General features: G+C 47.6%; 29 protein-coding genes. 18 read left to right on the forward strand and 11 right to left on the reverse strand.

Features of this window, described 5'->3' with window-relative positions:
* Positions 1 to 82 precede the first annotated feature (82 nt).
* From queF to xni, 5 genes are all read left to right on the forward strand, one after another.
* Complete coding sequence (gene queF, locus CEQ48_RS14405; RefSeq protein ID WP_089071719.1) at positions 83 to 928, forward strand: NADPH-dependent 7-cyano-7-deazaguanine reductase QueF; 846 nt, start codon at positions 83 to 85, stop codon at positions 926 to 928.
* Between the two features lie 14 nt (positions 929 to 942).
* Positions 943 to 3,204, forward strand: a complete 2,262-nt coding sequence (locus CEQ48_RS14410; RefSeq protein WP_089071720.1) for a tetratricopeptide repeat protein — start codon at positions 943 to 945, stop codon at positions 3,202 to 3,204.
* Between the two features lie 110 nt (positions 3,205 to 3,314).
* Positions 3,315 to 4,880 carry a GGDEF domain-containing protein gene (locus tag CEQ48_RS14415; protein WP_181710855.1) on the forward strand — a complete coding sequence of 522 codons (1,566 nt, stop codon included), beginning with the start codon at positions 3,315 to 3,317 and terminating at the stop codon, positions 4,878 to 4,880.
* Between the two features lie 219 nt (positions 4,881 to 5,099).
* Entirely contained in the window at positions 5,100 to 6,458 is a 1,359-nt protein-coding gene (gene ppnN / locus CEQ48_RS14420; protein WP_181712755.1) for a nucleotide 5'-monophosphate nucleosidase PpnN, read from the forward strand.
* A gap of 110 nt (positions 6,459 to 6,568) precedes the next feature.
* Positions 6,569 to 7,348, forward strand: a complete 780-nt coding sequence (xni, locus tag CEQ48_RS14425; protein ID WP_162891993.1) for a flap endonuclease Xni — start codon at positions 6,569 to 6,571, stop codon at positions 7,346 to 7,348.
* A gap of 30 nt (positions 7,349 to 7,378) precedes the next feature.
* Here the strand turns inward: xni and CEQ48_RS14430 are convergent, their stop codons facing one another.
* From CEQ48_RS14430 to pomA, 5 genes are all read right to left on the reverse strand, one after another.
* Positions 7,379 to 7,765 carry a DUF423 domain-containing protein gene (locus tag CEQ48_RS14430; RefSeq protein ID WP_089071724.1) on the reverse strand — a complete coding sequence of 129 codons (387 nt, stop codon included), beginning with the start codon at positions 7,763 to 7,765 and terminating at the stop codon, positions 7,379 to 7,381.
* Between the two features lie 21 nt (positions 7,766 to 7,786).
* Positions 7,787 to 8,707: a transcriptional regulator GcvA gene (locus tag CEQ48_RS14435; protein WP_000091135.1), complete on the reverse strand. Its 921-nt coding sequence runs from the start codon at positions 8,705 to 8,707 to the stop codon at positions 7,787 to 7,789.
* Positions 8,708 to 9,316: 609 nt separating this feature from the next.
* On the reverse strand, positions 9,317 to 10,768 hold the full coding sequence (thiI, locus tag CEQ48_RS14445) for a tRNA uracil 4-sulfurtransferase ThiI (RefSeq protein WP_089071726.1): 1,452 nt from the start codon (positions 10,766 to 10,768) through the stop codon (positions 9,317 to 9,319).
* Between the two features lie 177 nt (positions 10,769 to 10,945).
* Positions 10,946 to 11,902: a flagellar motor protein MotB gene (locus tag CEQ48_RS14450; protein WP_089071727.1), complete on the reverse strand. Its 957-nt coding sequence runs from the start codon at positions 11,900 to 11,902 to the stop codon at positions 10,946 to 10,948.
* Positions 11,903 to 11,913: 11 nt separating this feature from the next.
* On the reverse strand, positions 11,914 to 12,627 hold the full coding sequence (gene pomA / locus CEQ48_RS14455; protein ID WP_229310220.1) for a flagellar motor protein PomA: 714 nt from the start codon (positions 12,625 to 12,627) through the stop codon (positions 11,914 to 11,916).
* On the opposite strand from pomA, the gene CEQ48_RS20420 reads away from it, so the two are divergent.
* The 4 genes from CEQ48_RS20420 to dxs all read left to right on the forward strand — a co-directional run bounded on the left by CEQ48_RS20420 (position 12,536) and on the right by dxs (position 16,062).
* A complete protein-coding gene (locus CEQ48_RS20420; protein ID WP_223227073.1) occupies positions 12,536 to 12,745 on the forward strand; it encodes a hypothetical protein in 210 nt (69 codons plus the stop codon). The two genes, pomA and CEQ48_RS20420, sit on opposite strands and share 92 nt — an antisense overlap.
* A gap of 247 nt (positions 12,746 to 12,992) precedes the next feature.
* Entirely contained in the window at positions 12,993 to 13,235 is a 243-nt protein-coding gene (gene xseB / locus CEQ48_RS14460) for an exodeoxyribonuclease VII small subunit (protein ID WP_000157114.1), read from the forward strand.
* Positions 13,236 to 13,277: 42 nt separating this feature from the next.
* Entirely contained in the window at positions 13,278 to 14,162 is an 885-nt protein-coding gene (gene ispA / locus CEQ48_RS14465; RefSeq protein ID WP_000568613.1) for a (2E,6E)-farnesyl diphosphate synthase, read from the forward strand.
* A 19-nt stretch (positions 14,163 to 14,181) separates the two neighbouring features.
* Positions 14,182 to 16,062: a 1-deoxy-D-xylulose-5-phosphate synthase gene (gene dxs / locus CEQ48_RS14470; protein ID WP_089071728.1), complete on the forward strand. Its 1,881-nt coding sequence runs from the start codon at positions 14,182 to 14,184 to the stop codon at positions 16,060 to 16,062.
* A gap of 97 nt (positions 16,063 to 16,159) precedes the next feature.
* Here dxs and truC read toward each other — a convergent pair whose 3' ends face one another.
* Both truC and CEQ48_RS14480 read right to left on the reverse strand, forming a co-directional pair.
* Complete coding sequence (truC, locus tag CEQ48_RS14475) at positions 16,160 to 16,894, reverse strand: tRNA pseudouridine(65) synthase TruC (RefSeq protein ID WP_000890125.1); 735 nt, start codon at positions 16,892 to 16,894, stop codon at positions 16,160 to 16,162.
* Positions 16,895 to 17,206: a YqcC family protein gene (locus CEQ48_RS14480; protein WP_089071729.1), complete on the reverse strand. Its 312-nt coding sequence runs from the start codon at positions 17,204 to 17,206 to the stop codon at positions 16,895 to 16,897.
* 88 nt (positions 17,207 to 17,294) lie between these two features.
* Between CEQ48_RS14480 and CEQ48_RS14485 the strand changes: the two genes are divergently transcribed.
* Positions 17,295 to 18,332 (forward strand): DUF3549 family protein, encoded by a 1,038-nt coding sequence (locus CEQ48_RS14485; protein WP_089071730.1) that lies wholly within the window; start codon positions 17,295 to 17,297, stop codon positions 18,330 to 18,332.
* Between the two features lie 3 nt (positions 18,333 to 18,335).
* The gene (locus tag CEQ48_RS14490; RefSeq protein ID WP_089071731.1) at positions 18,336 to 18,638 is read left to right on the forward strand and encodes a DUF3301 domain-containing protein; all 303 of its coding nucleotides are present in this window, start codon (positions 18,336 to 18,338) and stop codon (positions 18,636 to 18,638) included.
* Here CEQ48_RS14490 and CEQ48_RS14495 read toward each other — a convergent pair.
* On the reverse strand, positions 18,595 to 19,128 hold the full coding sequence (locus CEQ48_RS14495) for a GNAT family N-acetyltransferase (RefSeq protein WP_089071732.1): 534 nt from the start codon (positions 19,126 to 19,128) through the stop codon (positions 18,595 to 18,597). The two genes, CEQ48_RS14490 and CEQ48_RS14495, sit on opposite strands and share 44 nt — an antisense overlap.
* A gap of 858 nt (positions 19,129 to 19,986) precedes the next feature.
* Between CEQ48_RS14495 and CEQ48_RS14500 the strand changes: the two genes are divergently transcribed.
* Both CEQ48_RS14500 and CEQ48_RS14505 read left to right on the forward strand, forming a co-directional pair.
* On the forward strand, positions 19,987 to 20,286 hold the full coding sequence (locus tag CEQ48_RS14500) for a hypothetical protein (RefSeq protein ID WP_089071733.1): 300 nt from the start codon (positions 19,987 to 19,989) through the stop codon (positions 20,284 to 20,286).
* Complete coding sequence (locus tag CEQ48_RS14505) at positions 20,283 to 20,732, forward strand: YaiI/YqxD family protein (RefSeq protein WP_000708229.1); 450 nt, start codon at positions 20,283 to 20,285, stop codon at positions 20,730 to 20,732. Before CEQ48_RS14500 ends, CEQ48_RS14505 begins: the two co-directional genes overlap by 4 nt.
* A gap of 65 nt (positions 20,733 to 20,797) precedes the next feature.
* Here the strand turns inward: CEQ48_RS14505 and CEQ48_RS14510 are convergent, their stop codons facing one another.
* The 3 genes from CEQ48_RS14510 to CEQ48_RS14520 form a co-directional block, all read right to left on the reverse strand.
* Complete coding sequence (locus tag CEQ48_RS14510; RefSeq protein WP_089071734.1) at positions 20,798 to 22,384, reverse strand: AbgT family transporter; 1,587 nt, start codon at positions 22,382 to 22,384, stop codon at positions 20,798 to 20,800.
* Between the two features lie 199 nt (positions 22,385 to 22,583).
* The gene (ykgO, locus tag CEQ48_RS14515; protein WP_000866542.1) at positions 22,584 to 22,709 is read right to left on the reverse strand and encodes a type B 50S ribosomal protein L36; all 126 of its coding nucleotides are present in this window, start codon (positions 22,707 to 22,709) and stop codon (positions 22,584 to 22,586) included.
* Positions 22,706 to 22,963: a type B 50S ribosomal protein L31 gene (locus tag CEQ48_RS14520; RefSeq protein WP_089071735.1), complete on the reverse strand. Its 258-nt coding sequence runs from the start codon at positions 22,961 to 22,963 to the stop codon at positions 22,706 to 22,708. Before CEQ48_RS14520 ends, ykgO begins: the two co-directional genes overlap by 4 nt.
* Before the next feature lie 135 nt (positions 22,964 to 23,098).
* On the opposite strand from CEQ48_RS14520, the gene tsaA reads away from it, so the two are divergent.
* The 5 genes from tsaA (at position 23,099) to CEQ48_RS14545 (ending at position 26,877) form a co-directional block, all read left to right on the forward strand.
* Entirely contained in the window at positions 23,099 to 23,794 is a 696-nt protein-coding gene (tsaA, locus tag CEQ48_RS14525) for a tRNA (N6-threonylcarbamoyladenosine(37)-N6)-methyltransferase TrmO (protein ID WP_089071736.1), read from the forward strand.
* A 102-nt stretch (positions 23,795 to 23,896) separates the two neighbouring features.
* Positions 23,897 to 25,612, forward strand: coding sequence for a proline--tRNA ligase (locus CEQ48_RS14530; protein ID WP_089071737.1), 1,716 nt, complete (start codon positions 23,897 to 23,899; stop codon positions 25,610 to 25,612).
* 117 nt (positions 25,613 to 25,729) lie between these two features.
* Complete coding sequence (locus CEQ48_RS14535) at positions 25,730 to 26,374, forward strand: tellurite resistance TerB family protein (protein WP_089071738.1); 645 nt, start codon at positions 25,730 to 25,732, stop codon at positions 26,372 to 26,374.
* A gap of 102 nt (positions 26,375 to 26,476) precedes the next feature.
* Complete coding sequence (locus tag CEQ48_RS14540; RefSeq protein WP_000870111.1) at positions 26,477 to 26,680, forward strand: YaeP family protein; 204 nt, start codon at positions 26,477 to 26,479, stop codon at positions 26,678 to 26,680.
* Between the two features lie 5 nt (positions 26,681 to 26,685).
* Positions 26,686 to 26,877, forward strand: a complete 192-nt coding sequence (locus tag CEQ48_RS14545) for a DUF4250 domain-containing protein (protein WP_001046696.1) — start codon at positions 26,686 to 26,688, stop codon at positions 26,875 to 26,877.
* Positions 26,878 to 26,975: the final 98 nt, after the last annotated feature.

Genomic DNA, 26,975 nt, shown 5'->3' on the forward strand with positions numbered 1-26,975 from the left:
TGAGTTTGCGCCGCCTCGTTAATGACACTGGCACTGGGATTGCGTAAAATTCTGCACATTCTAATTGAATCGACTGAAAAACATGAGCAAATATTCCGATGCCAAAGAGCTAACTGGTTTAACTCTGGGTAAAAAAACCGAGTATGCCAACCAGTATGACCCAAGCTTACTGCAACCTGTGCCACGCAGCTTGAACCGCAATGATCTGCATCTTAGCGCTACTCTGCCTTTTCAAGGTTGTGATATATGGACGCTGTATGAGCTCTCTTGGCTAAATCAGAAAGGCCTACCACAAGTGGCTATCGGTGAAGTGTCGATTCCGGCAACCAGTACCAATTTGATCGAATCCAAATCGTTCAAGCTCTACCTTAACAGCTACAACCAGACTCGTTTTGCGTCTTGGAATGAAGTGCAAACGCGCTTAGTGCACGATCTTTCGGCCTGCGCGGGTGAAACCGTCTCCGTTAAAGTGAAACCACTGAGTGATTACACCGCAGAGCCGATTGTGACCATGCAAGGCGAGTGCATTGATGCACAAGATATTGAGATCTCTGGCTACGAGTTTGATGATACGCTACTGCAACAGGCCGCGCAGGGTGACATCGTCAATGAAGTGCTGCACAGTCATTTGCTCAAATCTAACTGCCTTATCACCAATCAACCCGACTGGGGCAGCGTAGAAATTGCTTATCGCGGAGCCAAGATTAATCGTGAAGCCCTACTGCGTTATCTAGTCTCTTTCCGTGAGCATAATGAATTTCATGAGCAGTGTGTTGAGCGTATTTTCACCGATATTATGCGTTACTGCCATCCGCAGCGTTTGACTGTATATGCCCGTTACACTCGGCGCGGAGGTTTAGACATCAACCCATTTCGCTCGAATTGCCAGTCAGCACCGGAGCATAACCAGCGCATGGCGCGACAATAAGGACAAAACTAAGGATGAGATTTCTGCGCTGGATAACCATAGCGATCTTACTGCTGACTTCAAGTTGGGCTCAGGCCACAATTTACTCTTCACCTATGCTCAATGAAGCCAGCGGCTTGGTCGAGGTCTCTCCCTTACAAGCAAAAAAAATGGCGCAACAGTACCTTAACGAGCGCCATTTAGCCGAAAAACTGGAAAAACACCCAGCGACGATAGCTCGAGATGAAGCTGACAGTCGTACTCGCACGCCAGGCAGTACCGTTGATGCTTTGATGATTTTGGCACAAGCGCTGGATAATCTTGGTGAGCATGAACAAGCTCAACTAATATTGCGCGATGCCAACGCGCTGACCGAGAAGTACCAACTCCCCTATTTACACCTCGATGTGCAAATCCTTAGCACGCGCCTTATTTGGCAAAAAGAGGGCGATGCGCTGGCCGCGCGTGAAAGACTGCGTCAGATTAATGAGCAGTATCAGGTGATCGAAAATGCCGATCACATCGCGAAAAGCATTGATTACAAACTTACGTTACTCAGTGCCGAAATAGCTTCGAAAGCCAATGATATTGAATTGGCCGATAAGCTGTTTGCAAAGGCCAAGCCTTATCTTGAAACCTTACAAAACGAAAAACCTGCTATCGAGTATCACTTAACCTTAGGCGAACACCATCTCAGTCATGAGCGTTATAATCTGGCGCTTTCAGAGTTACTGCTCGCCTATTGGAGTGCGATTGAAAACAACGCCAGTGTGTTGTTAGCCCAAGCGAATACGCTGTTAGGCAAGCTTTTTTTCAACCGTCAGGTTTTAGATAAAGCCCTCGACCACTTCTCGCAAGCAGCAGATTTTTATGGTCGCTACGAACAATCGCCATTTTTATCTGCTGTTCTCAAACAAATGGGTGATGTCTACTACCAGCAAGGAAAATATAACTTAGCCTTAGTGCATTATTTCAATGTTATTGATCATAAAAATAGTCAATCTCAGCTCAGTGATGAAATTGAAATTCGTATCAATCTCGCCGCTACCTATTTACAACTCTACAACTATCCGATCGCTGAACAATATTTAACCAACGCTGAAGAGTTATTAGGATTAGCTGATATTCCTCGTTTAAATGGGCACGCCGCTTTGTTGCATTCTGGGTTAGCTTATTATCAAGAAATAAACCAAGATATTGTTCGCTATGCAGAAATGGCACTGCAAATTGGTGAATCGATTAAAGATGATTATCTTCAAGAGCAAGCTTACCGTTTACTTTCTCTCGGTTATGAAAGAACGGGACAGGCAACCAAAGCGTTAGATAATTTTAAAAAGAGTCAGAGTCTCGCCCAAAAGCGACAAAATAAACTTAATCAAATAAGTGAAGATGCATTTCGCCAACAGCGCGAGTTTATTGAACAAACCTTACATTTAGTTGGACAAGAGAAAGAACTACAAGAGACAAAAAATCAACTCAGCCAATTACGCAAAATTGCCCTGTTTCTACTGAGTGTCAGCTTAATCCTTTTTATGATTAATTTGCGACGTGGTTATCTTATTCAACGCTATCAAGATGAAGTCTCTGAGTTACACGACACCTTATTTACCCACTCAAGATCGCGCCTGAGCAACCTGCGGATGCTCAATGCTAAGCTACCAAGTTCATTAGAAAATAGTAACCGCAACTACGAACAGTGGCAGCTAGGAGAACTCATTCAACAACCGCTCAACGATAGGTTACGTTTTGTGCTGATTGATATCCCTTTCATGCGCAACATGTATCTGCAAAATGGCTACACGGCAGGTTTAGAATTAGAGCGCGCTTTTGGTAAATTTCTTAAAACTAAAATAAAAGAACCTGATCGTTTGTATCACTTTTCAGATGCAAGCCTGTTGTATATCGAAAAAAATGGCAGTGAGCGAAGTGAGCCAGAAATATTATTCAACCAGATTCAAACTTGGCTGAATGATTTTTCACCAGAACGAAAAATAAACCGAATAATTCGTATAGGTATTGCCGATTACCCATTTTTACCTCGGGCTTATACCGCTATCAATGATAAAGAATTGCTGGATATTTTGTTAATGGCAACCAATATTGCCAGAGAGCTAAGTCTAAGCGAAGGTCAAAGTCAATGGGTCTATTTAAAAGCGATTGATAATGCCCCTGCCGCCAGTTTTGCTTCAGAAAATATTCGGCTTTCTTGTAAACAAGCAATAAATCAAGGGCTGATCAAAGTCCACTCCTCTTATAAGAATGAGGACAACATCAAAAAATTCTTAAAAGATGGATAAATGCTACCCAGTCGGCATAAACACAGAGTGACGCCAGCAAAATATTTGCTATTATCGACAAATCAATAAATAGGATCAGGATTGATCCTCAACTATCCAGTTTGTTGTACATGGGCGTTCTAGAACAAGATATCCAAGCAGAGCTTCAAAAACTGAAATCTCAGTTAGAACAAGTACGTTTGACACATAGGGATACTTCGTTCAAATTTAACCGAGAGCAGCAAGTTCTTAAACGAATGGTCACCTCCTTGGCTACGACTTGCCACGGCAGTAGTCTTAGACTAAACCAAAGTTTAGAAGAGCTCTGTTTTGCATTAGAACAACAAAAAGACATCAGTACGCTGATCCCGAAATTAGCCGTGCTAGAACGCATGTTGAAACAACAGTCATTGGCCATGGACAAACAAAATAGTCATCTGGATAGCCAACTACAGCACAGTGGTGAAACGCTACTGCGTGTTCCCGGCTTACCCGCCAAGATCAAACGTGATCTTCGTAATTTGCTGAGCTTTGCCGCCGCACAACCGCTGGAAAAAACTCAGCAAGCTCTGCGTTTGCTGGAAATTTATGAACGCGCGGTCAAAATTCAATGTGCGAATCCCAATCTGGCACTCAATGAAATCACTCAACAAGCGGATCGCGATCTACTGCAGCGTCTTTCTGTCGATTTGCAACACTTGATTACTGAGCTGGACTTCAATGGTGAATCGGGTGACCAACTAACGGATATCCGAACTAAGCTTCTGCTTGGGGTCAATACTCACACTCTGCTTGAGCTGACACTCGAAGTCCTGCGTTTAGTCGTTGATGGAAGCCATGCAGAGCGAAAGGCAGCAGAAGCCTTCTTAGAGCAAGTGAATCTCTCGATTGGCAATAACCTAAAAAGCGCAACCCAAAACCTTGAACAAAGTCAGAGTTACATGGCACACCGCCAAGAGATGAATGGCGAGCTGAGCAGTTTAGTCGCTCGTAGCCAGACGGCTCTCAAAGAGCAAACTGAATTAGAACAACTCAAGCTAAAAATGACCCCGTTACTACGGGAAATGTCTTCGCTTTCTGAACGCTTGCTCTTAGCAGAACAACGTGAGCAAGCTCTTCTCGAACGTATGCGCTACAGCAAAGATCAAATGGAAGCTCTGTCTGATTTGGCGCAAGACTATCGCCGCCGCCTTGAAGATCAGGCGTTACGAGCACAACTCGACCCTCTGACCAAAGTGTACAACCGCAGTAGCTTTACCGAACGGCTTGAACATGAGTACCGCCGCTGGATCCGCACGCAACACAATTTGCGGGTGGTTCTATTTGATATTGATAAATTCAAATCGATTAACGACAGTTTTGGTTATGCAGCAGGCGATAAAGCCTTAAGCATCATTGCTCGCACCATCAAAAAAGAATTGCGAGACAGTGACACCGTAGCTCGCTTCTCCGGTGAAGAATTTATTCTGCTACTGCCAGAACGCTCTGATAACGAAAATTATCAGATCATTCACCAAATTCAGCTCAACGTGTCGAAGCTGCCGTTCAAGTTCCGCGATAAGAGCCTAACCATCACACTGTCTGCGGCGAGCATCCGTTTCATGGATTCTGATACCCCAGAAACGGTTCTGGATCGTTTGAATCTGACGCTAAGTGAAGCCAAGCATATGGGTACAAGTCAGTTAGTTTGGAAATAACTGATTAATATTTAAGCTAATTAGCTATTAATTTGTGCTCAATTTCACAATTACCCCTTCACTCTATTTTCTTACCAGACTAGATACCTCTAGATTGAAGCCAGATATATCAAGAAGTTATCAACCCATTCTCTGGGTATCTCTGCTACTCTTGTTTTATAACAAATGCTCAACTTCATGCTCTAGCATGACCTCAACCTCAGGTTGAAGGAGGACACTATGATTATTCAAGTCAGCCCAGCCGGCAGTATGGACCTACTGTCACAACTCGAAGTCGAACGTCTGAAGAAGACAGCCTCGAGCGATCTCTACCAGCTTTATCGCAATTGCAGCCTTGCCGTGTTGAACTCCGGCAGCCATACCGATAACTCGAAAGAGTTGCTGGATAAGTATAAGAGTTTCGATATCACCGTCATGCGCCGTGAACGCGGCATTAAACTTGAACTGGCGAATCCCCCCGAGCATGCGTTTGTCGATGGACAGATCATCAAAGGAATTCAAGAACATTTATTTGCCGTGTTGCGCGATATTGTTTACGTCAATATGCATTTGGCCGATAGTCAGCGCCTCAACCTAACTAACGCAATACACATTACTAATCTTGTCTTTGGTATTTTGCGCAATGCAGGAGCGCTGATTCCCGGCGCCACGCCCAACCTTGTCGTATGCTGGGGTGGCCACTCGATTAATGAAATTGAATACCAATACACTCGCGAAGTAGGTCATGAGCTCGGTTTGCGTGAACTGAATATTTGTACCGGTTGTGGCCCTGGTGCGATGGAAGGCCCAATGAAAGGCGCGGCGGTCGGCCACGCCAAACAGCGTTATTCGGAATACCGCTACCTCGGATTGACCGAACCTTCAATTATTGCCGCCGAGCCGCCCAACCCTATCGTTAATGAGCTGGTGATCATGCCAGATATCGAAAAACGTTTGGAAGCTTTCGTGCGTATGGCACATGGCATCATCATTTTCCCCGGAGGTCCCGGTACAGCGGAAGAGCTGCTGTATATTTTGGGCATCATGATGCACCCTGAAAACGCCGATCAGCCGATGCCTATTGTGCTGACTGGGCCTAAACAGAGTGAAGCCTATTTCCGCTCTTTGGATAAATTCATTACCGATACCTTGGGTGAAGCCGCTCGCAAACATTACAGCATTGTTATTGATAATCCAGCGGAAGCGGCACGCATTATGAGTAATGCCATGCCTCTGGTGCGCCAACATCGCAAAGATAAAGAAGATGCGTACAGTTTTAACTGGTCACTCAAGATTGAGCCTGAATTCCAACTGCCGTTTGAACCCAATCACGAGAGCATGGCGAACCTTGATTTGCACTTGAACCAACGCCCAGAAGTACTTGCCGCCAATCTGCGCCGAGCCTTCTCTGGTGTTGTGGCGGGCAACGTCAAAGCGGAAGGGATCCGTGAAATTGAACGCCATGGTCCCTTTGAAATGCATGGTGACCCAGTGTTAATGAAAAAAATGGATCAGCTACTCAATGATTTCGTCGCCCAAAACCGGATGAAACTTCCAGGCGGTAGCGCATACGAGCCTTGCTATAAGATAGTGACTTAAACCTAAAGCCAATCTTTGCTCAAGCCTAAACCCGTCGCTTGGGTAGTAATCTTGACGGATTTGATTACAATAAGGGCCTCACAAGCCCTTATTTTTTATGGTTTTTGGTTATGTCTCTTCATCTTGTCATTATTGATGCGCTTAATTTGATCCGCCGCGTTCACTCCGCGCAGCCCGATCCCAATGACATCGCCAGAACCGCGGAAACCACAACACGCACTCTGCAGCGCATCATTAATGAAGCGCAGCCCAGTCATATGATTGCGGTGTTTGATCATCATTTATCTGATCGTGGCTGGCGCGCTGAGTTACTCCCAACTTACAAAGCCAATCGCAAACCCATGCCAGACGTTTTGCAGCAAGGGCTAGACTCCATTCAAGATGCGTGGTGGCAACTGGGGATTGATTCGCTGTTATCGGAAGGCGATGAAGCGGACGATCTGGTTGCGACATTGGCTTGTAAAGTGGCGGCTCATCAAGAAAAAGTGACAATTATCTCGACCGATAAGGGCTACTGTCAGTTACTTTCTCCGACCTTACAAATCCGCGACTACTTTCAGCAACGTTGGTTAGATGAGCCTTTTATCGCTCAGGAGTTTGGCGTTACTCCCGCACAATTAACCGACTATTGGGGATTGACGGGCGTCAGCTCAAGCCAAATTCCCGGCGTGGCCGGCATTGGCCCGAAAGCGGCGAAAGAGATTTTAAACCAGTTCTCGAGCATTGAAGAGGCGTATGCCAGCCCTGAACTACCGGCAAAGTATCGCAAAAAACTTGATCCTCACATTGAAATGGCGCGCATCTGTAAACAAGTCAGTGCCTTGAAAACGGACATCGAGCTTGGGTTTAACTTGCAAGATATCCGTTTTAACTCATCGTCCGCGGACTAAATCCCCTCTGATTAGGCATCACAACACAGACTACTGACTTTTCCACGCCGCGTAACTAAACCAGATCCAGCCTAAGATGAACATCACGCCGCCAAAAGGCGTGATAGGACCAAACCACTTCACACCCGTGAGTGAGAGCGCGTACAAGCTACCGCTAAAACAGACGATCCCGACCAAGAAAAACAGTGCAGCGCGGCGAAAGCCTTTATGCGCGGCTTCATGGAGTGGCAGCAACAATAATACGCCGCAAACGAGCAGAGCCAATGCATGGATAAATTGATACTGCACGCCCGTCTCAAACACACCGAGTAAATACGGGCTTAACATCTTTTTTAAACCGTGCGCCGCAAAGGCGCCTAAACCCACCGCAACACCCGATAGCAAGCCCCCGAGAGCGAGTAAATACTTACTGTTCATCCTTTACCTCATAACCCGAATTTACTGGTTGTGCTTATGTTGCAAAATATCCACTTGTTCACTGCGCGCCTTTTTCAGCATCCAATCGCGGAAAGTGGCGATGCGTCCCATATCCGCCTGCTTTTCATGACACACCACATAGAAGGCGTTATTGGTCATCAATACCTCATCAAAAGGGGCTATCAAGCGACCAGCATCAATTTCTGGTTGCGCTAACACGTTATTGCCTAACGCGACCCCTTGCCCATGCGCAGCCGCTTGCAACACCATGGTTGAGTGACTGAAGATCGGCCCATGGTTAACATTAACGTTATCAAGGCCGTTCTCTTTAGCAAATTGTTTCCAGTCTTTACGCGAGGTATCGTGCAACAAGGTGTGATAAGCCAAATCGCTTAACTTCTCCATTGGCTTGTTACCCAACAACAACGCCGGAGAACAGAGTGGGATCAAAAACTCCTGATACAACTTATCCGCGCGCAAGCCCGGCCAACTGCCTCGGCCATAATAAATCGCCACATCCACATCATCGGTCAGCGAACCTTCATCCATATCGACGGCCTTAATGCGCACGTCAATATCCGGCTCTTGCTGGTTAAAATCCGCCAAACGTGGCACTAACCATTGAATCGCAAAACTCGGCGGCAAACTGATGGTCAGCGCCCCTTTTTCACTGCGCTCAAGTAATTTATCGGTCGCTTCAGCTAATGAACTAAAAATATCTTTTATGTCGAGGAAGTAACTTTGACCTTCTTCCGTGAGCAACAAAGAGCGGTTACGACGACGAAAAAGTTTCAAGCCTAAAAACTCTTCTAATGCTTTGATTTGGTGGCTAACTGCGGCCTGTGTCACAAATAATTCTTCGGCAGCTCGGGTAAAACTCAAATGGCGAGCAGCCGCTTCAAACACTTTTAACGAATTGAGAGGGGGCAATCTTCTGGACATAGGGATACTCGGTTAAAGATTAGTTTTTTTAATCTGAAACATTATAATTTGTCCGTTGCTAACCGACCAGAGAAAATCTATATTTCATCGCGCAGCAGCGGCCTGAACGGCTTGATTTCCTTGTAAATCAATAGGCTTAGTTGTTGCGATGTTGTGTTTGCAAACTCGAAATTCGAGTTAGGTAGTTTCTACCATCCGTTTTGTGCAGTTATCCCTGCCACAAAACAAATACTTCCTGTATTTATTTTTGACCTGTCTGTCAAATTTTTAGCACCGCCTTTGGGCGGTGTTTTTTTATCTGCATTTTTAGCTCCAACCCAGCAAATACTACGCTTATACACAAACTACTTGGAGTTGCAGGTAGGCGGCAAGTGAGTGACAAATTTGTCTGGAACAAATTTGCACAGCCATCGGCTGGCCTTTGGTGAGAGCCAAGGATGGCTCTCATAATCCCCATGAGCATAGGCAAACTATGTGATTGGGGTGAATGAGCGTAGCCAACACCGCTGCAGCTTCAAGTAGGAAGGGGATAAAGCGAAAAAAACGCAGAGCCTGCTGAGCAAACTCTGCGTTTCATCCATTCATGATCGCGTTATGGGCAATGAACTACTATGGGCGATAAACTTTCACATTGTTAAAGCCTTGCTCTTGCAGGTAGAGCGCTTGTAAGCGGCTCATCACACCACGTGAACAGTACAGCAAGTAGGTTTTTGACTGATCGAGATCGCCAAATTGAGTCGCAAGCTTGTAGAAAGGCAGATGTTTCACTTCAACGCCATCAATCTCAAGCGGGCTTTCGTCTTCTTCGTCTGGGCTACGAATATCTAGCACGACGGCATTGCTCTCTTCCGCACTATTTACCAGTTCTACTTCAGGCGCTTTTTCCAGTGACTCTTTACCAATCTCACGAATGTCGATTTGACGTGCGTTGTACACCACTTGATCAAGCAGAGCAAAATCGAATTTGGCTTCTTCTTCATCCAGCTTCTCTTTTACCGCTTTTACGGTTGGGCTTTTGGAAATCACACCGCAGAATTCAGGCATGGTTTTGGCGAAATCTTCAGTACCAATTTCACGCGCCAGACGGATGATGTCTTCTTTATCCCAGTTGATGAGTGGGCGCAGAATCAAAGTATCGGTCACGTTATCGATATGGCGCAGGTTGGTCAGGGTTTGACTAGATACTTGGCCTAACGCTTCACCCGTAACCAAAGCTTGAATGCCAAACTTCTCTGCCACCATGCCTGCGGCGCGCATAAACATACGCTTGAGCACTACACCCATTTGACCATCATCGATTTTCTCGAGAATCTCAGCCACCACAGGGGCAAAATCGATCGCGATAAATCGCACTTTGGCCGATGAACCGTATTTTTGCCACAGGTAATAAGCGGTTTGCTTCACACCAATTTCGTGGGCGGGTCCCCCCAGATTAAAGAAGCAGTAATGCACTTTTGAACCACGTTTGATGTGCAGATAGCTCGACACACCTGAGTCGAAGCCACCAGAAATCAGGCTCAATACATCTTCTTGGGTACCCAGAGGGAAACCACCCAAACCTTTATGCCGCGCGATCACTTGGTTGAGCAGCTCATCGACCACTTCCACTTGCACGGTCACATCAGGGTTAATCAATTTTACCTTAGCACTGGCGATGGCTTGATTGAGGCCACCCCCAACATAACGTTCGAGTTCAATAGAGGTAAAATCATGCTTACCACGGCGTTTCGCGCGCACGACAAAGGTTTTGTTTTCGAGGTTAGCGCGATTTAGCTCCAGCACTTGCTCGTAGATGTTGTGCAGATCGGTAAAGCTTGATTGCTGCACTTCCAACACTTGCTGGATACCCGGTGTGGTCGTCAGTATCTCCAACACTTCGGCGTAATAAGTATCGCTGTTTGACGTCACTTCAATATGATCACGACGATTGAATACCGCCACCCCTTGTGTGCGGGCTTTCACAATAATTCGAATATTGCTCTCAAGGATCTTTGTGAAACGCTTACGTACCGATTCACTTTTCACAAAAATTTCCGGATGGGGTTTAACGATAAATTTCATACAGTTATTCGCAATCTGAGTTAGACAATCTGGCGAGCAGCAGGTAAACCTTGGCAAGGCGCTTACCGCTAAAGGGGCGCGATTATACACGATCACGCTTTATTGAGGAAAGCCCATAAAAAAGACAAGCCCAATGGCTTGCCTTTTTTAGTTTACAGTCGGTGTGTATATCTTCGGTTATTGTTGTCCGCTGTCTAGTGAAGGAACTTCGTCACTGTAGACTGGATCGCCTTGCAAGATACTGATTTCAACGCGGCGGTTGGTTGCCCGTTGCGCTTCGGTATCGTTAGGCCCTAACGGTTGGGTATCAGCCAATCCACGCACTTGCAGTCGTAGATGGTCAAAATCTTTGACCTTTTCCATCTCTTGCGCCACCGAAACTGCGCGCTGCGCAGAGAGATCCCAGTTCGAGCGATACAGTTCAGAGTCCAGTTTCTGGTTATCGGTATGCCCAGTCACCCGCACTTTACCGGGAATGTCTTTGACCAACTCAGCAATTTGGCGTACCAGAGGGCGGAACTTAGGTTGTAAGAATGCCGAACCTTCTGGGAACGCGCCTTTTTCGCGGATCCGAATGTCAATCTGCTGCCCCAAGTTTTCCACTTCAATGGCTCCTTGCTCAATTTCTCTAGACAGCGCTTTTTTGATGCTTTCTGCAACGGTTTCCATTTGCTCCGACATCGCTTGAGCTTGCTGCTGTTGCATTTCGGATTGGGTGTTCTGGCTATCTTGCACTGAGGTTTCTGCCGACTGACCGCCAGTAAGCTGACCGGAATCGCGTTGATTACCGCCCGCTCTGTCTGACTCACCCTCTTGGAATTCCAAGGTTTGTTGGGTGATATCGATGGTTTGCTGCATGATCACATCAATCGGTGTCGGCTCAGGACGACCGGGACGAAACTCTTGGGCAATAATACTGGTACCTTTAGGAATATCTTTCACTTCCAAACGATTTTGCACACCAAAGGCAAACTTCATTGAGCCAGCGATCTGCTTAAATTTCAGTACGTCCATCTCCGAGAACGAGAGCAAGAGTACGAAGAAGCACATCAGCAGTGACATCAAGTCCGCAAACGTCCCCAGCCATGCGGGCAAACCGGGAGGGGGACATTTACATTGTTGTTCGTCATCCATAGTCGGCTCCGCTACTCTTTATCAACATCAAGAATGCGTTTACTTGCGTTGAGGTAGTTCTTCAAATAACTATCGATAACCCTTGGGTTCTGCCCATCTTGAATCGCTAAAACACCGTCCATGATCAAACGACGGTTGAGGGTTTCCTGATCACGACGCAGCGCGAGCTTATCGGCAATCGGGAAGAAAATCATATTGGAAAGTACCGCACCGTACAGAGTCGTCAGCAAAGCAACCGCCATTGCAGGACCGATTGACTTGGGGTCGTCCATGTTAGACAACATGGCAACCAGACCAACCAGTGTCCCGATCATCCCCATCGCGGGCGCAACGTCACCAAAGGCGCGAAAAACTTGGGTTCCTTTGCTGTGGCGCTCATCGGTCAACACAATATCTTTTTGCAAGGTGGCACGCACCACATCCGCATCATGGCCGTCCACCAAAAGGTCGATCCCTTTTTGCATGAAAGGATTGGGGATCTCCATCTCTTCCAACGCTAAAAAGCCACCTTTACGTGCGGCATCCGCCATCTCGACGATTTTTGCAATCAGATCTTCGGGAGCATCAGCTTTAAACATAAAGGCTTTACCAGCGATTTTGGCCGCACCAAAAAACTGCCCCATCTCGAACTTCATGAGTACGACAAAGACCGAACCGCCGACCACGATAAGAACTGATACCACGTCAACGAACATCATTATGCTGCCGCCCAGTATCATCGCCATGACCACGAAAGCCATGCCGCCAATAAGACCAACCAGTGTTGCTAAATCCACGAAGCACTCCTCAGGCTACACATTCGCGATAATGAAAATCTTACCTTCATTATCGGCAACAGAATAAATTCTTTAACGAAATTGTCAGAATAGAAGGTGAAAACCTTAGTCAAGTGTATACGTAAAACTGGCAGAGATGCACCTGTCACGCGCAGAGTTTTTAGCCTTCGAATTATGACTTTGTGGACTTTTTTCCATTTCGTTATCTGGCGCGGTAAAAAAGCCTTCTATTTCTGACAAAATCGCTTGGTTAAATTTGACCAGCCAAGCCCCCTGAGGTAACTTTCGTGCATCTTAAGTAAGGCATAAAAAATATGGCGAGCAAGAAACCGGAAAACATGTCCTTCGAGTCAACCATCGAAGAGCTGGAGCAGTTGGTCGAACAGCTAGAAAGTGGCGATCTGGCACTGGACGAAGCACTGCGCAAATTCGAGCGTGGCATCTCTTTAGCCAGAGCTGGCCAGCTCAAACTAGACGACGCCGAGCAACGTGTGCGGATTTTGCTCAGTAACAGTGATGATGCCCCGCTCAGCGATTTTAGCGATGTAGCAGAGTAACCCGCTCCACCAGCCAGAACAACCGACAAAGATGAGTGTCCTATGATTGAGGCGTTATCCTCATACCAACAGCGAAATAACCAGCAACTGGATCAGTGGCTGAACCGTATTCCCTTTCAAACCTTGCCTTTAATCGAGGCGATGCGTTACGGGCTACTGCTCGGCGGCAAACGGGCACGGCCATATTTGGTGTACATCACGGGGCAAATGCTTGGCTGTGAACTTAGCGACTTAGACACTCCTGCCTCTGCCGTGGAGTGTATTCACGCCTATTCGCTGATCCATGATGATTTGCCCGCCATGGATGATGATGAGCTGCGCCGCGGCAAGCCCACTTGCCATATCCAGTTTGATGAGGCCACCGCCATTTTGACCGGCGACGCCCTGCAAACCTTGGCGTTTACTATTTTGGCGGAAGGCGCTCTTTCTGCTGCAGGCGAAACGCAGCGCGTCGCCATGATCCAAGCTCTTGCCGAAGCTTCTGGCGCACAAGGCATGTGCCTTGGCCAAGCGTTAGATCTGGCGGCGGAAAATCGCTTAATTTCGCTAGAAGAATTGGAAACCATTCATCGCAATAAAACCGGCGCTTTAATGCGCTGCGCGATCCGTTTAGGTGCTTTAGCCGCAGGTGAAAAAGGCCGCGCCATGCTACCGCATCTTGATCGCTATGCAGAAGCGGTTGGCCTCGCGTTTCAGGTTCAAGATGACATTCTCGATATCATTAGCGATACCGAAACCCTTGGTAAACCACAGGGTTCTGACCAAGAATTAAATAAAAGTACCTACCCTGCTCTTTTAGGCTTAGAGGGAGCACAACAAAAAGCACACACTCTGTTACAAGAAGCGCTTCTGGCTTTAGAAGCAATTCCCTACAATACGGAGCATCTGGAAGAGTTCGCCCGATATGTCGTCGAGCGCAAGAACTAAACAATAAGCGCGCATACTTATGACTCTTGATATCTCAAAATACCCAACACTGGCTCTGGCGAATACGCCAGACGAACTGCGTAGCCTTCCAAAAGAAGTGCTGCCTAAGCTGTGTGACGAGTTACGTACCTATTTGCTCAACTCGGTGAGCCAATCCAGCGGCCATTTGGCCTCAGGATTAGGCACCGTTGAGCTGACGGTTGCGCTGCATTACGTCTACCACACCCCATTTGATCATCTGATCTGGGATGTGGGTCATCAGGCTTACCCACATAAAATTTTGACTGGTCGTCGTGATCAGATGCCAACCATTCGCCAGAAAGATGGGCTACACCCTTTCCCATGGCGTGAAGAGAGTGAATACGACACCCTCTCGGTGGGTCACTCTTCCACCTCGATCAGTGCTGCACTCGGCATGGCAATCTGTGCAGGTAAAGAAGGTAAAGACCGTAAAGTGGTCAGTGTGATTGGCGATGGCGCGATCACCGCCGGTATGGCGTTTGAAGCGATGAACCACGCGGGGGATGTGCACCCTGATATGCTGGTCGTACTTAATGACAATGAAATGTCGATTTCAGAGAATGTCGGCGCACTGAACAACCATTTAGCGCAAGTGCTGTCTGGCAGTCTGTACACTTCTATTCGCGAAGGCGGCAAGAAAGTGCTGTCTGGCATTCCGCCAATCAAAGAGCTGGTTCGTCGCACCGAAGAGCATCTCAAAGGCATGGTGGTCCCCGGAACGCTATTTGAAGAGCTCGGCTTTAACTACATTGGCCCTGTGGATGGCCATGACGTACTGGAACTGATCAAAACCCTGAAAAACATGCGTGAGCTAAAAGGGCCACAGTTCCTCCACGTGATGACCAAAAAAGGCAAAGGCTACGCGCCTGCGGAAAAAGATCCGATTGGCTATCACGGCGTGCCTAAGTTTGATCCGAGCCATCACAGCTTGCCCAAAAGCAGCAATACTAAGCCCACCTTTTCGAAAATCTTTGGCGATTTTCTGTGTGATATGGCGGCGCAAGATCCTAAGTTGATGGCGATTACCCCAGCCATGCGTGAAGGCTCTGGCATGGTGCGTTTCTCCAAAGAGTACCCAAGCCAATACTTTGATGTGGCGATTGCCGAACAGCACGCAGTCACGCTGGCAACCGGTATGGCTATTGCGGGGTATCACCCGATTGTGGCGATTTACTCCACCTTCTTACAGCGTGGTTACGATCAACTGATCCACGATGTGGCGATCATGAACTTGCCGGTGATGTTTGCCATCGACCGCGCGGGGATTGTCGGAGCCGATGGTCAAACTCACCAAGGTGCGTTTGATTTAAGCTACATGCGCTGCATTCCCAACATGCTGATCATGGCTCCGGCGGATGAAAATGAATGTCGCCAAATGCTCTACACGGGTCATCAACATCAAGGCCCAAGTGCCGTGCGTTACCCACGCGGTAATGGCATGGGCGTTGAGTTAGAGAGCAGCTTTACCGCGTTGGAAATCGGCAAAGGCCGCTTAATGCGTGAAAGCACGGCCTGCGAAGGTGAGAAAGTCGCGATTTTGAGTTTCGGTACTCTGCTGCCTAACGCTTTACAAGCCGCTGAAAAACTCAACGCGACAGTGGCTGACATGCGCTTTGTTAAACCACTGGATGAAGCCCTCATCAAGCAACTCGCCCAAACTCATGATGTCCTCGTGACATTGGAAGAAAATGCGATTGCCGGTGGCGCAGGGGCTGGCGTGATTGAGTTTCTGATGAAAGAGAAGCAGCTCAAGCCGGTTCTCAATCTCGGCCTACCAGATCAGTTCATCGTGCAAGGCACGCAAGAAGAGATGCATGCAGAACTTGGACTTGATGGTGCAGGCATTGAGCGAGCAATTCGCGACTATCTGGTCAAATAGTCCTTTCCACCCGCCGCTTAACGTCGCTGAGGTAGAAATCAGAAAGAGAAAAGCCTTCATGATGAAGGCTTTTTTATTGGGCTGATTGAGAAAATCATCAAGCGTTGATTAACAGCGACTCTTGCCAACCAAACTCACTAAGCAAGCCTTGCCACACTTCATCTAGTCCAGCGCGAATCACTAACGGTTGCTGAGTATAAGGATGCATAAAACGTAACTCGCTGGCATGCAGCATCAAACGTTGCGCGGAAAAGTGTTCACGAAACAGTCGATTATGCACACCATCCCCATGCGTGGTATCACCGACTATCGGATGACGCAGATGTGCCATATGACGACGCAGCTGATGTTTGCGCCCGGTCTTCGGTTGCATCTCCATCAAGCAATAGCGGGTAGTGGCAAACTTTCCTGTGGAAATGGGCAGTTCCACTTTGGCGAGTGGCCGATAAGCTGTCACCGCCGACTGCGCTTCTTTATCTTGCTTGGCAAATTTATCGGCAATTTTGTCGAGCTCTTCTTTGAGTGGATAATCGAGCACATCCGCCTCTTCAATCCAGCCGCGCACAATGGCGTGGTAGGTTTTCTCCATCTCATGATTGGCAAACATCGGCATCACATCGGATGCAATTTGACTCGAAAGCGCAAACACTAAAACGCCAGATGTCGGGCGATCCAAACGGTGTAGCGGGAAAACGTGCTGACCAATTTGATCGCGCAGGGTCTGCATCACAAACTCGGTTTCATGCTTGTCGAGCCATGAACGGTGCACCAACATGCCAGCCGGTTTATTGACCGCCACCAAATATTCATCTTGATAAACAATCTCGAGCATCTATTGGCACACCTTGTCGATTTGTTGAATGACCGCAAGCACCGCTTGATAACGGGGCTCACCTTGCCACACTTCTGAGAAATACGGCTCCAGCGCGAAACCACGCGGTACCGCATTTTGGGCGATCGCCTGTTGCATTTTGGGCAGAAAAATCCACTGCAGCCACTCATGGGGCAACAGTGTATCCACTGCAAAGGGCTCTTGGCTGGCGAGAGCTTGTGAAGAAGGCGGTGCCGCTTGCCACAATTGCGCAGCACGCAATCTGACTTCCAACTCATCGAGTAACTTCACCAATACGGCGTTGAACTGCATAATTCGTCCGGTTTATTTCTATGATGACCTTGAAAAAGTGCCATAGAGTACCATTTATTGGAGAAAGAAAGTTAGGATCAATTTCCGCATGGACACTATTCGTACCCTCACGGCTCTGCTGCAAAATAGCGGCTGCCAGTACCAAATTTTTGATCTCGGACGCCGCGTGCAAGCGATGGATAACCGCCAATTTGCTCAAGTGGAATTAGGTCAACAAGCTTACCCGTTTCCGCTACAACGTCATGCGCAATTCGCTATCGTGTATTGGAATGAACAGCGTCAACCTTGGATCTGGATGCTAAAATTTGCACTTGATGAACGTGGCTTACTGCAACAAGCCGATGTCGGGCTATTTATTCAATATCTGCTCGAAGCAATGGGCAGCCGACTCCATCAATCTTTGACGGAAGAGCAGCAACAGAAGCTCGCCAATAATCCTTACACTTTCAAACCCAGTGAAGACAAGCTCGCGATGCTGCATAGCCAGATTCGCATGCAGATTGGTCTAGCCTGCAGCCAATACTACGAACACGCTCAGCACTATTTTTCAGGCGGTTTAGGCTGGGATAAGTGGCATACGGTGGGTTTGCAAGGGATTACCGATCTTTGTGCCCGTTTAGAGCAAGAACAAAACGGCGTATTGCTCCGTAAAGCCCTGACTCATTTGCCCGCCCAGCCACTTTACGCTGTGCTCGGGGCATTAGAGCATGTCACCTTACCGGAAAAACTGGCGAAACGCTTAAGTGAGCTTGCGGAGGCGGAAGTCAAAGCCAGCGATCCAGATCTGTTTTTGCTCGCTGCCTTAGTGCGAGCTTTGGCTGGAGCGCCTGCCAATATCCTTGATGCGACTTGCGATGCGATTCTCGCCTCTCCCGCAGTTTGCCATCCGGAAGTGCTGATTGCGCTTGCAGGACGCAGTTGGATGAGCTTAGAAAATAGCGGCCGTGCGCAACGCTTTTTGATCCGCTTAGCGCAAACTCAAAATCAACCCTTATTTAATCAATTGTTCGCGGACGTGGTCATGCTGCCCGCACTACGGGGAGTGATGCTGCCTTTATTGCACGCCAGCCCATCACCAGAGTTGGCACAAGCTCTAGAGCAGTTACAGCAGATGACGCGAGGATAATTCATGATTGGCGATTTACTCTTGATACTGGCGCTCTGTTTTGCCGGTTTTCTGTTTTGGCAGCAACGCCATCAAGCGGAAATCGCCAAACAAGCGATTCAACGCCACTGCGACAAGCTTGATTTACAGTTGCTCAACGTCGCCTTTGGCCAACATAAACTCAAAACGCCCTCTGGCCAGTGGCGTTGGCACACCATTTACTTGTTTGAGTTTTCCTCACTTGGCGATGATTGTTACCAAGGTAAGCTAGAAATGCAGGGATTTAGAACGGTAGGTTTTGCTCTGCCACCACACCGGATGGGCTAAGCCTATCCGTTTCAGCCGTCCAGACAAATTGGCTACATGGGCCATAAAATTCATCCAAATCCATGGCGTGGATAAAACTGAGCTTTTGCAAAATAGTACGCGCAGCTTCATGTTGCGCTTTAATGGTTGCGACCACACGCTGTAAACCAAAACGCTGACACATATTGGGGAAAAAGGCATTCAGAGCTTCACTGGCTAATCCTTGTCCCCAGTATGCTTTATCAAATAGAAAACCCAACTCAGCGCGACCTTCACTCTCAAACTCGATGAAGACATGCCCCATGTATTCACGGTTATAGTTATCCAGCACGGCCATCGCGTACAGAGAAGAATCATGCAATACCCGCTGAAAAAGCTGCTTCGCTGCCGCGACGGTCGTTGGTCCGTTCATCAGGGCACGGTTTTTCGCACAGTAATTGAGCACCAGAAAATCTGACTCAAACGCCTCAGTGTAAGGGATAAGTAGCGTTCTTCGGGTCGCTATAGTCACGGACATTCCTTGTATAGCAAAATCAATCAAACGGAAACAGCGCCTTTCCCAGATAGGAAGGCGCTATTTATTTTTACCTGAACTCAATCAAGTTATCTCAACATCCTGAATACACCAGTGATGTAAGATCTAGCCTAGTGACATTGTTATATTCATTATGTTCCTGAAGAAACAGCCGCGCACTCATTCTATGGTTGGCCTACAAAGCCTTATTAGCGCGAGTACTAGTACTCGAAAGGGAGATTAAGGAAAGCCCCGACACACGTGTCGGGGCTTAATCTTAGTCGCAGCATCCGGCTACTTGAATGTGCTCCATGCATCATCCATAACGGGCTGATCCTTTCAGCGAACTCCGAGCATCGCCATCCTAGCGGTGTCCTATTCATCCTGATGCCGAATAATCCTATTCAGCCTTCATCACTTGTTCCTTGAGCGGTGTCCTTGCCATCGTCCTGATGGGGTTCCCTCTCACATCCCTAGAGTATCCTGAATCATCCTTGCAGCTCACGTCACTGTGCGCTAACGCTATCCTTAGCGTGTCCAGCTTCCTGCTTGTGGTCATCCTCACCACTTCTCATCCTGAGAATCACAGTTCCTAGGTCATTTCCTTCGACAAGAGATAATTTACCCGTTTTGCTTTTTCGTACAAGCGGCTACGGGCCTACAGGCTAAGCCCCCAAACCCAACCAATAAAATAGACATTAAAAATCAAACAGATAAACAAAATCCCTCGTTATTCCTGCATCAATTCACTGTTTTTGCTTACACAAGGTGTAAGCGATCTCTCACAAACGATTGCCCCTTTTGCTCGCGAGTGTTTCTCAGTAAGATGGCGGCAAACCCGAATAAGGAACGATTATGCTGACCAAAGACGTGTCTCAAGAGCTAGAAGAGATCCTCAATATCCTTCAGCAGCAAGGCAAAGAGCCTAGCGTCGCGCTAGTCAAAGCTCGCTTAAAAACGCCTGTACCTATGCCTGCGATTATTGCCACCATTAAAAGCTGGAAAAGCACTCAGCGTATCCCCAAGGTGGAAGTCGCCACCGCCAATACCGGCAACAACCTTGAGCAACGCATTGAAATGTTAGAGCAAACAATTTTGCAGCTCACAGCACGTATTGAAGCGCTCGAAAACACGACTAAAGGAACTCAACGATGAAAATTTGGGTCGATGCCGATGCGTGTCCGAAAGTGATCCGTGAAACGCTGATCCGCGCGGCTGAGCGTACAGGCGTTGAATGCACCTTTGTCGCCAACCATCTGATCCCACTGCCCAAACGCGACAACATTCGCGCGCTGCAAGTCTCTTCTGGGTTTGATATTGCCGATAACGAAATCGTAAGACGCACTGAAGTGGGTGATTTAGTCATAACGGCCGATATCCCTCTCGCCGATGAAGTGATCAGCAAAGGTGGTTTGGCATTGAATCCCCGTGGAGAGCTCTACACCAAAGAGACCATCAAAGCGCGCCTGAATATTCGCGATTTTATGGATACTATGCGCGCCAGCGGTATTCAAACCGGTGGCCCTGCCGCGCTTTCGCAGACCGAACGGCGCGAGTTTGCCAATCATCTGGACAGAATTTTGGCTAAGCGCACTGGGTAATGACATTTTCTGATGTGTAAAAAAGCCTGCGATATGCGCAGGCTTTTTCGTATTCAGAGAAAACTCTATGGTGTGTAGTACGTGGCGGCGCCAGGACCAACCGGCAGACCTAACACAAATACCCACACGTAGAACAGTAAGCTCCAACCCACCATAAACACCACCGAATACGGCAACATGGTTGCGATCAAAGTACCGATACCGAGGTTTTTCATATAACGCGTCGCCACCGCCAGAATCAAGCCAAAGTAGCTCATCATCGGGGTGATGATGTTAGTGACCGAGTCACCGATACGATAGGCCGCTTGAATCACTTCTGGAGCGTAGCCCACCAACATCAGCATAGGCACGAAAATCGGCGCGGTGACTGCCCATTGCGCAGAGGCAGAGCCAATCATCAGGTTGATGTAACCACACATCAAAATGAAGGCGAAGAACAGCATGGGTCCCGTCAGTCCGATGTCTTTCAGGAAATCTGCGCCTAATACCGCCAATACTTGGCCAAACTTAGTCCAACTAAAGAAGGCAACAAACTGCGCCGCAAAAAATACCAGCACAATGTACATGCCCATAGAAGACATCGATTTCGCCATCGCATTAATCACATCACGATCGGTTTTCATCGTGCCAACCACACGGCCATAGACATAGCCGGGAATGGCAAAAAAGATAAAGATAAAGGCGACGATGCTCTTTAAAAATGGCGAACCAGAAACGAGGCCATCCTCTCCACGCAGCACGCCATCCGCCGGTACTATTGTCCAAGCCAATAATACGCTCACCACAACAACCGCTAATCCAGCATAGGCCAGCGCTTTTTTCTCTAGCGCCGTCAGAGAACCCATTTTGTCTTGGCTTAAGTCATCGCTGGCTTCTGATACATCATATTTGCCCAGTTTGGGCTCAACGATTTTCTCGGTCACGAATGCACCTAAAATCGCAATCACAAATGTAGAAGCCGCCATAAAGTACCAGTTGACTTCAGGACCAACGCTGTAAGTAGGATCAATCATACGAGCGGCGGTTTCGGTAATCCCTGAAAGCAAAGGGTCGACGGTGCCAATTAACAGGTTTGCCGAGTAACCACCAGAAACACCGGCAAACGCCGCAGCAAGTCCCGCGAGCGGGTGACGGCCTAGCGAATGGAACAGCATGGCTGCCAGTGGAATAAGAACCACGTAGCCTAATTCAGATGCCGTGTTAGAGATAATACCGGCAAACACGACAGTGAAGGTGACCATGCGCTTTGAAGCGCCCATCACCAGACCACGCATTGCCGCAGAGAGCAACCCAGAGTGCTCCGCAATCGCAACACCCAGCATGGCCACCAATACGGTGCCTAAAGGAGCAAAGCCGACAAAGTTTTTCACTAAGTTGGTTACGATCAGCTCTAATCCATCGGCATTGAGTAAGCTAACAACATGGATCATGCCATCTGCAGCACGACCTTTCGCGCCTTCAGGACGAGGATCCACAACTGACAGTTCGAAGTACCCAGCGATACCCGAAGCAACCAGTAGTACAACACAGAAAATGGCAAATAATGTGATGGGATGGGGTAACAAATTTCCCAAATATTCCACACCATCAAGAAAACGGGTAAGTAAAGGTTTCTTAGGTGCGTTTTGATTTATTGAAGCAGATGAACTCATCTGTTCCCTCCTTGTTTTGATTCCTATGCATTTGTGACAGAAATGTCAAAAGCGCGCGCAGAGTACTCGACAAGAAAGGTAAATTAAAAAGCAAAGATGTTACAAAATTTATCAACAAGACTATTTTTTGACCAAAAAATAAAAATAACCAGATGATCATGAGCATAAATGATCATCTGGTTAGATAAAAATCTTGCTACTAGCGCTGAACGGCTTTAAAGCGAGGATTTGATTTGCAGATCACATACAAACGGCCACGGCGTTTGACGATTTGACAATCTGGGTGACGATTTTTAGCGCTTTTTAGCGAGCTGAGCACTTTCATTTTGACTCCTTAGCAAACTGACCGAAACGACGAGTGAAGTTCGCAACGCGACCTTCTTTTTGTACCACACGTTGTTTACCGGTATAGAACGGGTGAGATTCTGACGAAACCTCGATGGTAATGTAGGGGTAAGTTGTGCCTTCCCACTCAATGGTGCGATCGGTTTGCAAAGTAGAACCAACCACAAAATAGTGATCAACCGTGGTATCGTGAAACACCACTTTACGGTAATCGGGATGAATGCCTGCTTTCATCTTAAACTCAAAACCTCAAATTGTTATGTTATAACATTTTAATTAATAATTATTCTCAAGGTGATTTGCAAGCGATTTTTACGTCTAGCTATGCTATTTTTTTTCCCCAACATCGCGTAAATATCGATAAAAAACATGTATCCCATTGAACCTATTGCAATTATTGAAAGCCCATACCAAGAAAAATTTGCCGTACCTCGTCAACCACGTTTGGTGCCAAGCGCGACCGCAAGAGTCAAATTGCTCGGTGAGTGCAACTGCGCTGAATCCATTCGTGGCATAGAGCAATTTAGCCATGTGTGGCTGCTATTTTTGTTCGACCAAAACCTCGCCGCAGGTTGGAAACCGACCGTACGTCCTCCTCGTCTGGGTGGTAATGAACGAGTCGGTGTTTTCGCTTCACGAGCAACTTTTCGCCCTAATGGGATTGGCATGTCAGCGGTCGAGTTAAAAGGGGTAAGCAAAGAAGGCGATCAATATTATTTAGAGCTCGGAAGCGTCGACTTGGTCAATGGCACACCGATCATTGATATCAAACCTTATATCCCCTACTCCGACTCCATTACCGACGCGCAAGGTGGCTATGCTGAGCAAGAGCCACAACGCATGGCGGTTACCTTCAGTGATGCAGCGCGGCAAATGCTCCAAGCACATCCTGAAGGTAAGATTCGCCAAGCGGTACTCTGTGAAGTGTTAGCGCAAGATCCGCGCCCGGCTTACAAAAAACATCGCGCTGACGATAAGTTATATGCGGTGAATTTGTACGATTGGAACGTGAAATTTACGGTTAACACTGAAGCAATCGTTGTCAACGCAATTGAACCCTTTTGACAAAACCATTTGGCTGATATTATTAGCGCCCAAATTCGCTTTATAACGTTACTCCTATAAATAAAGCGATCCCTTAAACTTTGATGAAACGGATACCATAGAATGCGTACCAGTAAATATCTTCTTTCCACTCTGAAGGAGACTCCAAACGACGCAGAAGTCGTGAGCCATAAGCTCATGCTACGTGCAGGTATGATCCGTAAGCTGGCTTCAGGTCTTTATACTTGGCTGCCTACCGGTCTGCGTGTACTGCGTAAAGTCGAAACCATCGTTCGCCAAGAGATCGATAATGCTGGTGCAATCGAAACCTTGATGCCGGTGGTACAGCCGTTTGAATTGTGGGAAGAGACTGGTCGCTCTGAAAAAATGGGGCCAGAGTTGCTGCGCTTTACTGATCGCCATGAACGTCCGTTTGTATTAAGCCCAACCGCAGAAGAAGTGATCACCGCGCTCGTTCGTAATGAAGTGAACTCTTATAAGCAACTGCCACTGAACCTGTACCAAATCCAAACCAAATTCCGTGACGAGCGTCGTCCACGTTTTGGTGTGATGCGTGCGCGTGAATTCTCAATGATGGATGCTTACAGCTTCGACATCGACAAAGACGGCCTGCAAAAATCTTATGACGCGATGCACGCAGCTTACTGCAAAGCTTTCGATCGCATGGGTCTGGATTACCGTCCAGTGCTGGCAGACAGCGGTGCAATTGGTGGTAACGGTTCACAAGAGTTCCACGTTCTGGCAGAAAGCGGCGAAGATCTGATCGTATTCTCAACCGAATCGGACTACGCAGCGAACATCGAAAAAGCAGAAGCACTGGCACCAGCGACTGAAGCGGCGGCGCCAACTCAGGAAATGACGTTGGTGGATACTCCAAACGCGAAAACCATCGCGGAATTGGTTGAGCAACACGGTCTGCCAATCGAAAAAACCGTGAAAACGCTGTTTGTAAAAGCCTCTGATGCGATCGATGCATCTATCATTGCACTGATCATCCGTGGTGATCACGAACTGAACGAAATCAAAGCAGAAAATCTGCCAGAAGTTGCCTCTCCACTGGAAATGGCCAACGAAGAAGAGATTCGTGCGTTGATCGGAGCAGGCCCTGGTTCATTAGGTCCTGTAGGCCTAAAACTGCCATTCATCGTTGACCGTACGGTTGCAGTAATGAGCGATTTCGGCGCTGGCGCGAACATCGACGGCAAACACTACTTCGGTATCAACTGGGGTCGTGACGTTGAACTCGGCAAAGTCGAAGATCTGCGTAATGTTGTAGAAGGTGATCCAAGCCCATGTGGCAAAGGCACACTGATGCTTAAGCGCGGTATTGAAGTCGGTCACATCTTCCAGTTGGGCACCAACTACTCTGAAAAAATGAACTGTGGCGTGCTCGATTCAAACGGTAAAAACGTCATCCTTGAGATGGGTTGTTACGGCATCGGTGTATCTCGTGTCGTGGCTGCTGCCATCGAACAAAACCATGACGATTACGGCATCATCTGGCCAGATGCGCTAGCGCCTTTCCAAGTGGCGATTGTGCCAATGAACATGCACAAATCTGAGCGCGTTCAGGAAGCAGCAGAAAAGCTATACGCAGAATTGACTGCCGCTGGCATCGAAGTGTTGTTTGATGATCGTAAAGAGCGCCCAGGTGTTATGTTCTCAGATATGGAACTGATCGGCGTGCCACACACCATCATCATTGGTGATCGCAGCATGGATGAAGGCAACTTCGAATACAAAAATCGTCGTAGTGGTGAAAAAGAAGCCGTGGCGATGGCATCCATCATCGACTTTATCCACGCTAAACTGGCCTAATTTTCGGTCACATTCACTTACAAAGGCTGCCTTCGAGCAGCCTTTTTTATTGCCCGCCATTAATACTGGATTCATTTTTCTCCCCCTACACTGAGTCAAAACCAGAGGAGATAAGCCATGGATCTTAAATCATTACTCAACCAAGCACTGAGCTCAGACCTTGTCAAAAAAGGCAGCGAGCAGTTGAAAACCTTAAGCCAAGATAAAAACCAACTCAGCACGCTAGGAGCAGGAGCTTTAGGTGGCGGTCTGCTTGGTATGTTGCTTGGCTCTAAAAAAAGCAAAAAATGGGGCAAAAGCGCTTTAAAAGTTGGTGGAGCGGCGGCGCTCGGTGCGCTCGCCTATAAGGTCTACAACGATTGGAATGCCAATCAAAAAGGCAATACAGCACCAACCCCTTTTGATGAAAGCAATCCTCGCCATGAGTTGATCATTTTAAAAGCGATGATCGCCGCCGCGAAAGCGGATGGACATGTCGATGAGCAGGAGATGGCACGAATCCAACAAGCGATTGATGAACTGGGCGCGGATAATCAAGTACAACAATTGGTGGAACAAGAGCTACGCAAGCCTCTGGATCCTGCTGAAATTGCTCGCTTTGCGCAAAATACAGCTCAAGCCTCTGAGCTTTATTTGGCTTCATTATTGATTGCGGATGAACAGAACTTTATGGAAAAAGCCTATCTCAACGAACTGGCTAAACAGCTCGGCTTGGATGATCAATTGGTCGCGCAACTGAACTTACAAGTTACTGGTCAGTAATTAGTCAGTCATACGGATTCCTTGAGCCAACGCAAGCTGTAGGTTTGGTATTTTTCTGCTCTCAAGGTATATTGAGAGCAGTTATCATTTGAGGACACCCTGATGAAAGTTTATGACTGTTGCGAACTGGTACGCGAGCTTTACGCGCAAATTGGTAGTGGTGATCAAGGCTATATTCCGCAAGCCATCAGCTGCGCTGTACGTGCATTAAACGAGATTGCGGCTGATACCGCCCTACCACTGGCAGCACGAGAAAAAGCGGCGTTTGCGGCGGCGAATTTACTGATTTCCGATTTTGAGGATTAATCACCATGAATCTCGCGAATTTTGCCACTATGGATCCGATCATGCTGATGAGCATCATTAACATGAAACTGCGTGACGACTTTGGTGGTGATCTAGATAAACTCGTCAGCTATTTCGATATTGATCGCAGCGCGTTAGAAGCTAAGTTAGCAAGCGCTGGTTTTGAATTTTTACCGCAAGTCGGCCAATTCCGCTAAATCAACGGTTATCGCAAAGCGCCCTTTCAAATCGGGTCTGAAAAAACGAAAAAAGCGCAGAAGTTCTCTGCGCTTTTTGTTTGTCCTTAAGTTTAAGG

Source organism: Vibrio tarriae (assembly GCF_002216685.1).
GTDB classification, from domain to species: Bacteria; Pseudomonadota; Gammaproteobacteria; order Enterobacterales; family Vibrionaceae; genus Vibrio; species Vibrio tarriae.

Bases quoted from the DNA above. Each gene is read 5' to 3' on its own strand.
- CEQ48_RS14480 (WP_089071729.1), bottom strand. From the start codon at position 17,206: ATGCAGTTCAACGCCGTATTGGTGAAGTTACTCGATGAGTTGGAAGTC.
- CEQ48_RS14540 (WP_000870111.1), top strand. From the start codon at position 26,477: ATGAAAGTTTATGACTGTTGCGAACTGGTACGCGAGCTTTACGCGCAA.
- CEQ48_RS14415 (WP_181710855.1), top strand. From the start codon at position 3,315: ATGGGCGTTCTAGAACAAGATATCCAAGCAGAGCTTCAAAAACTGAAA.
- CEQ48_RS14545 (WP_001046696.1), top strand. From the start codon at position 26,686: ATGAATCTCGCGAATTTTGCCACTATGGATCCGATCATGCTGATGAGC.
- CEQ48_RS14520 (WP_089071735.1), bottom strand. From the start codon at position 22,963: ATGAAAGCAGGCATTCATCCCGATTACCGTAAAGTGGTGTTTCACGAT.
- CEQ48_RS14435 (WP_000091135.1), bottom strand. From the start codon at position 8,707: ATGTCCAGAAGATTGCCCCCTCTCAATTCGTTAAAAGTGTTTGAAGCG.
- queF (WP_089071719.1), top strand. From the start codon at position 83: ATGAGCAAATATTCCGATGCCAAAGAGCTAACTGGTTTAACTCTGGGT.
- thiI (WP_089071726.1), bottom strand. From the start codon at position 10,768: ATGAAATTTATCGTTAAACCCCATCCGGAAATTTTTGTGAAAAGTGAA.
- ispA (WP_000568613.1), top strand. From the start codon at position 13,278: ATGATTGAGGCGTTATCCTCATACCAACAGCGAAATAACCAGCAACTG.
- CEQ48_RS14410 (WP_089071720.1), top strand. From the start codon at position 943: ATGAGATTTCTGCGCTGGATAACCATAGCGATCTTACTGCTGACTTCA.
- ykgO (WP_000866542.1), bottom strand. From the start codon at position 22,709: ATGAAAGTGCTCAGCTCGCTAAAAAGCGCTAAAAATCGTCACCCAGAT.
- CEQ48_RS14430 (WP_089071724.1), bottom strand. From the start codon at position 7,765: ATGAACAGTAAGTATTTACTCGCTCTCGGGGGCTTGCTATCGGGTGTT.
- xseB (WP_000157114.1), top strand. From the start codon at position 12,993: ATGGCGAGCAAGAAACCGGAAAACATGTCCTTCGAGTCAACCATCGAA.
- CEQ48_RS14490 (WP_089071731.1), top strand. From the start codon at position 18,336: ATGATTGGCGATTTACTCTTGATACTGGCGCTCTGTTTTGCCGGTTTT.
- dxs (WP_089071728.1), top strand. From the start codon at position 14,182: ATGACTCTTGATATCTCAAAATACCCAACACTGGCTCTGGCGAATACG.
- CEQ48_RS14530 (WP_089071737.1), top strand. From the start codon at position 23,897: ATGCGTACCAGTAAATATCTTCTTTCCACTCTGAAGGAGACTCCAAAC.
- CEQ48_RS14510 (WP_089071734.1), bottom strand. From the start codon at position 22,384: ATGAGTTCATCTGCTTCAATAAATCAAAACGCACCTAAGAAACCTTTA.
- CEQ48_RS14485 (WP_089071730.1), top strand. From the start codon at position 17,295: ATGGACACTATTCGTACCCTCACGGCTCTGCTGCAAAATAGCGGCTGC.
- tsaA (WP_089071736.1), top strand. From the start codon at position 23,099: ATGTATCCCATTGAACCTATTGCAATTATTGAAAGCCCATACCAAGAA.
- pomA (WP_229310220.1), bottom strand. From the start codon at position 12,627: ATGGCGATGATACTGGGCGGCAGCATAATGATGTTCGTTGACGTGGTA.
- xni (WP_162891993.1), top strand. From the start codon at position 6,569: ATGTCTCTTCATCTTGTCATTATTGATGCGCTTAATTTGATCCGCCGC.
- CEQ48_RS14500 (WP_089071733.1), top strand. From the start codon at position 19,987: ATGCTGACCAAAGACGTGTCTCAAGAGCTAGAAGAGATCCTCAATATC.
- ppnN (WP_181712755.1), top strand. From the start codon at position 5,100: ATGATTATTCAAGTCAGCCCAGCCGGCAGTATGGACCTACTGTCACAA.
- CEQ48_RS14505 (WP_000708229.1), top strand. From the start codon at position 20,283: ATGAAAATTTGGGTCGATGCCGATGCGTGTCCGAAAGTGATCCGTGAA.
- truC (WP_000890125.1), bottom strand. From the start codon at position 16,894: ATGCTCGAGATTGTTTATCAAGATGAATATTTGGTGGCGGTCAATAAA.
- CEQ48_RS14535 (WP_089071738.1), top strand. From the start codon at position 25,730: ATGGATCTTAAATCATTACTCAACCAAGCACTGAGCTCAGACCTTGTC.
- CEQ48_RS14450 (WP_089071727.1), bottom strand. From the start codon at position 11,902: ATGGATGACGAACAACAATGTAAATGTCCCCCTCCCGGTTTGCCCGCA.
- CEQ48_RS20420 (WP_223227073.1), top strand. From the start codon at position 12,536: ATGAGTACGACAAAGACCGAACCGCCGACCACGATAAGAACTGATACC.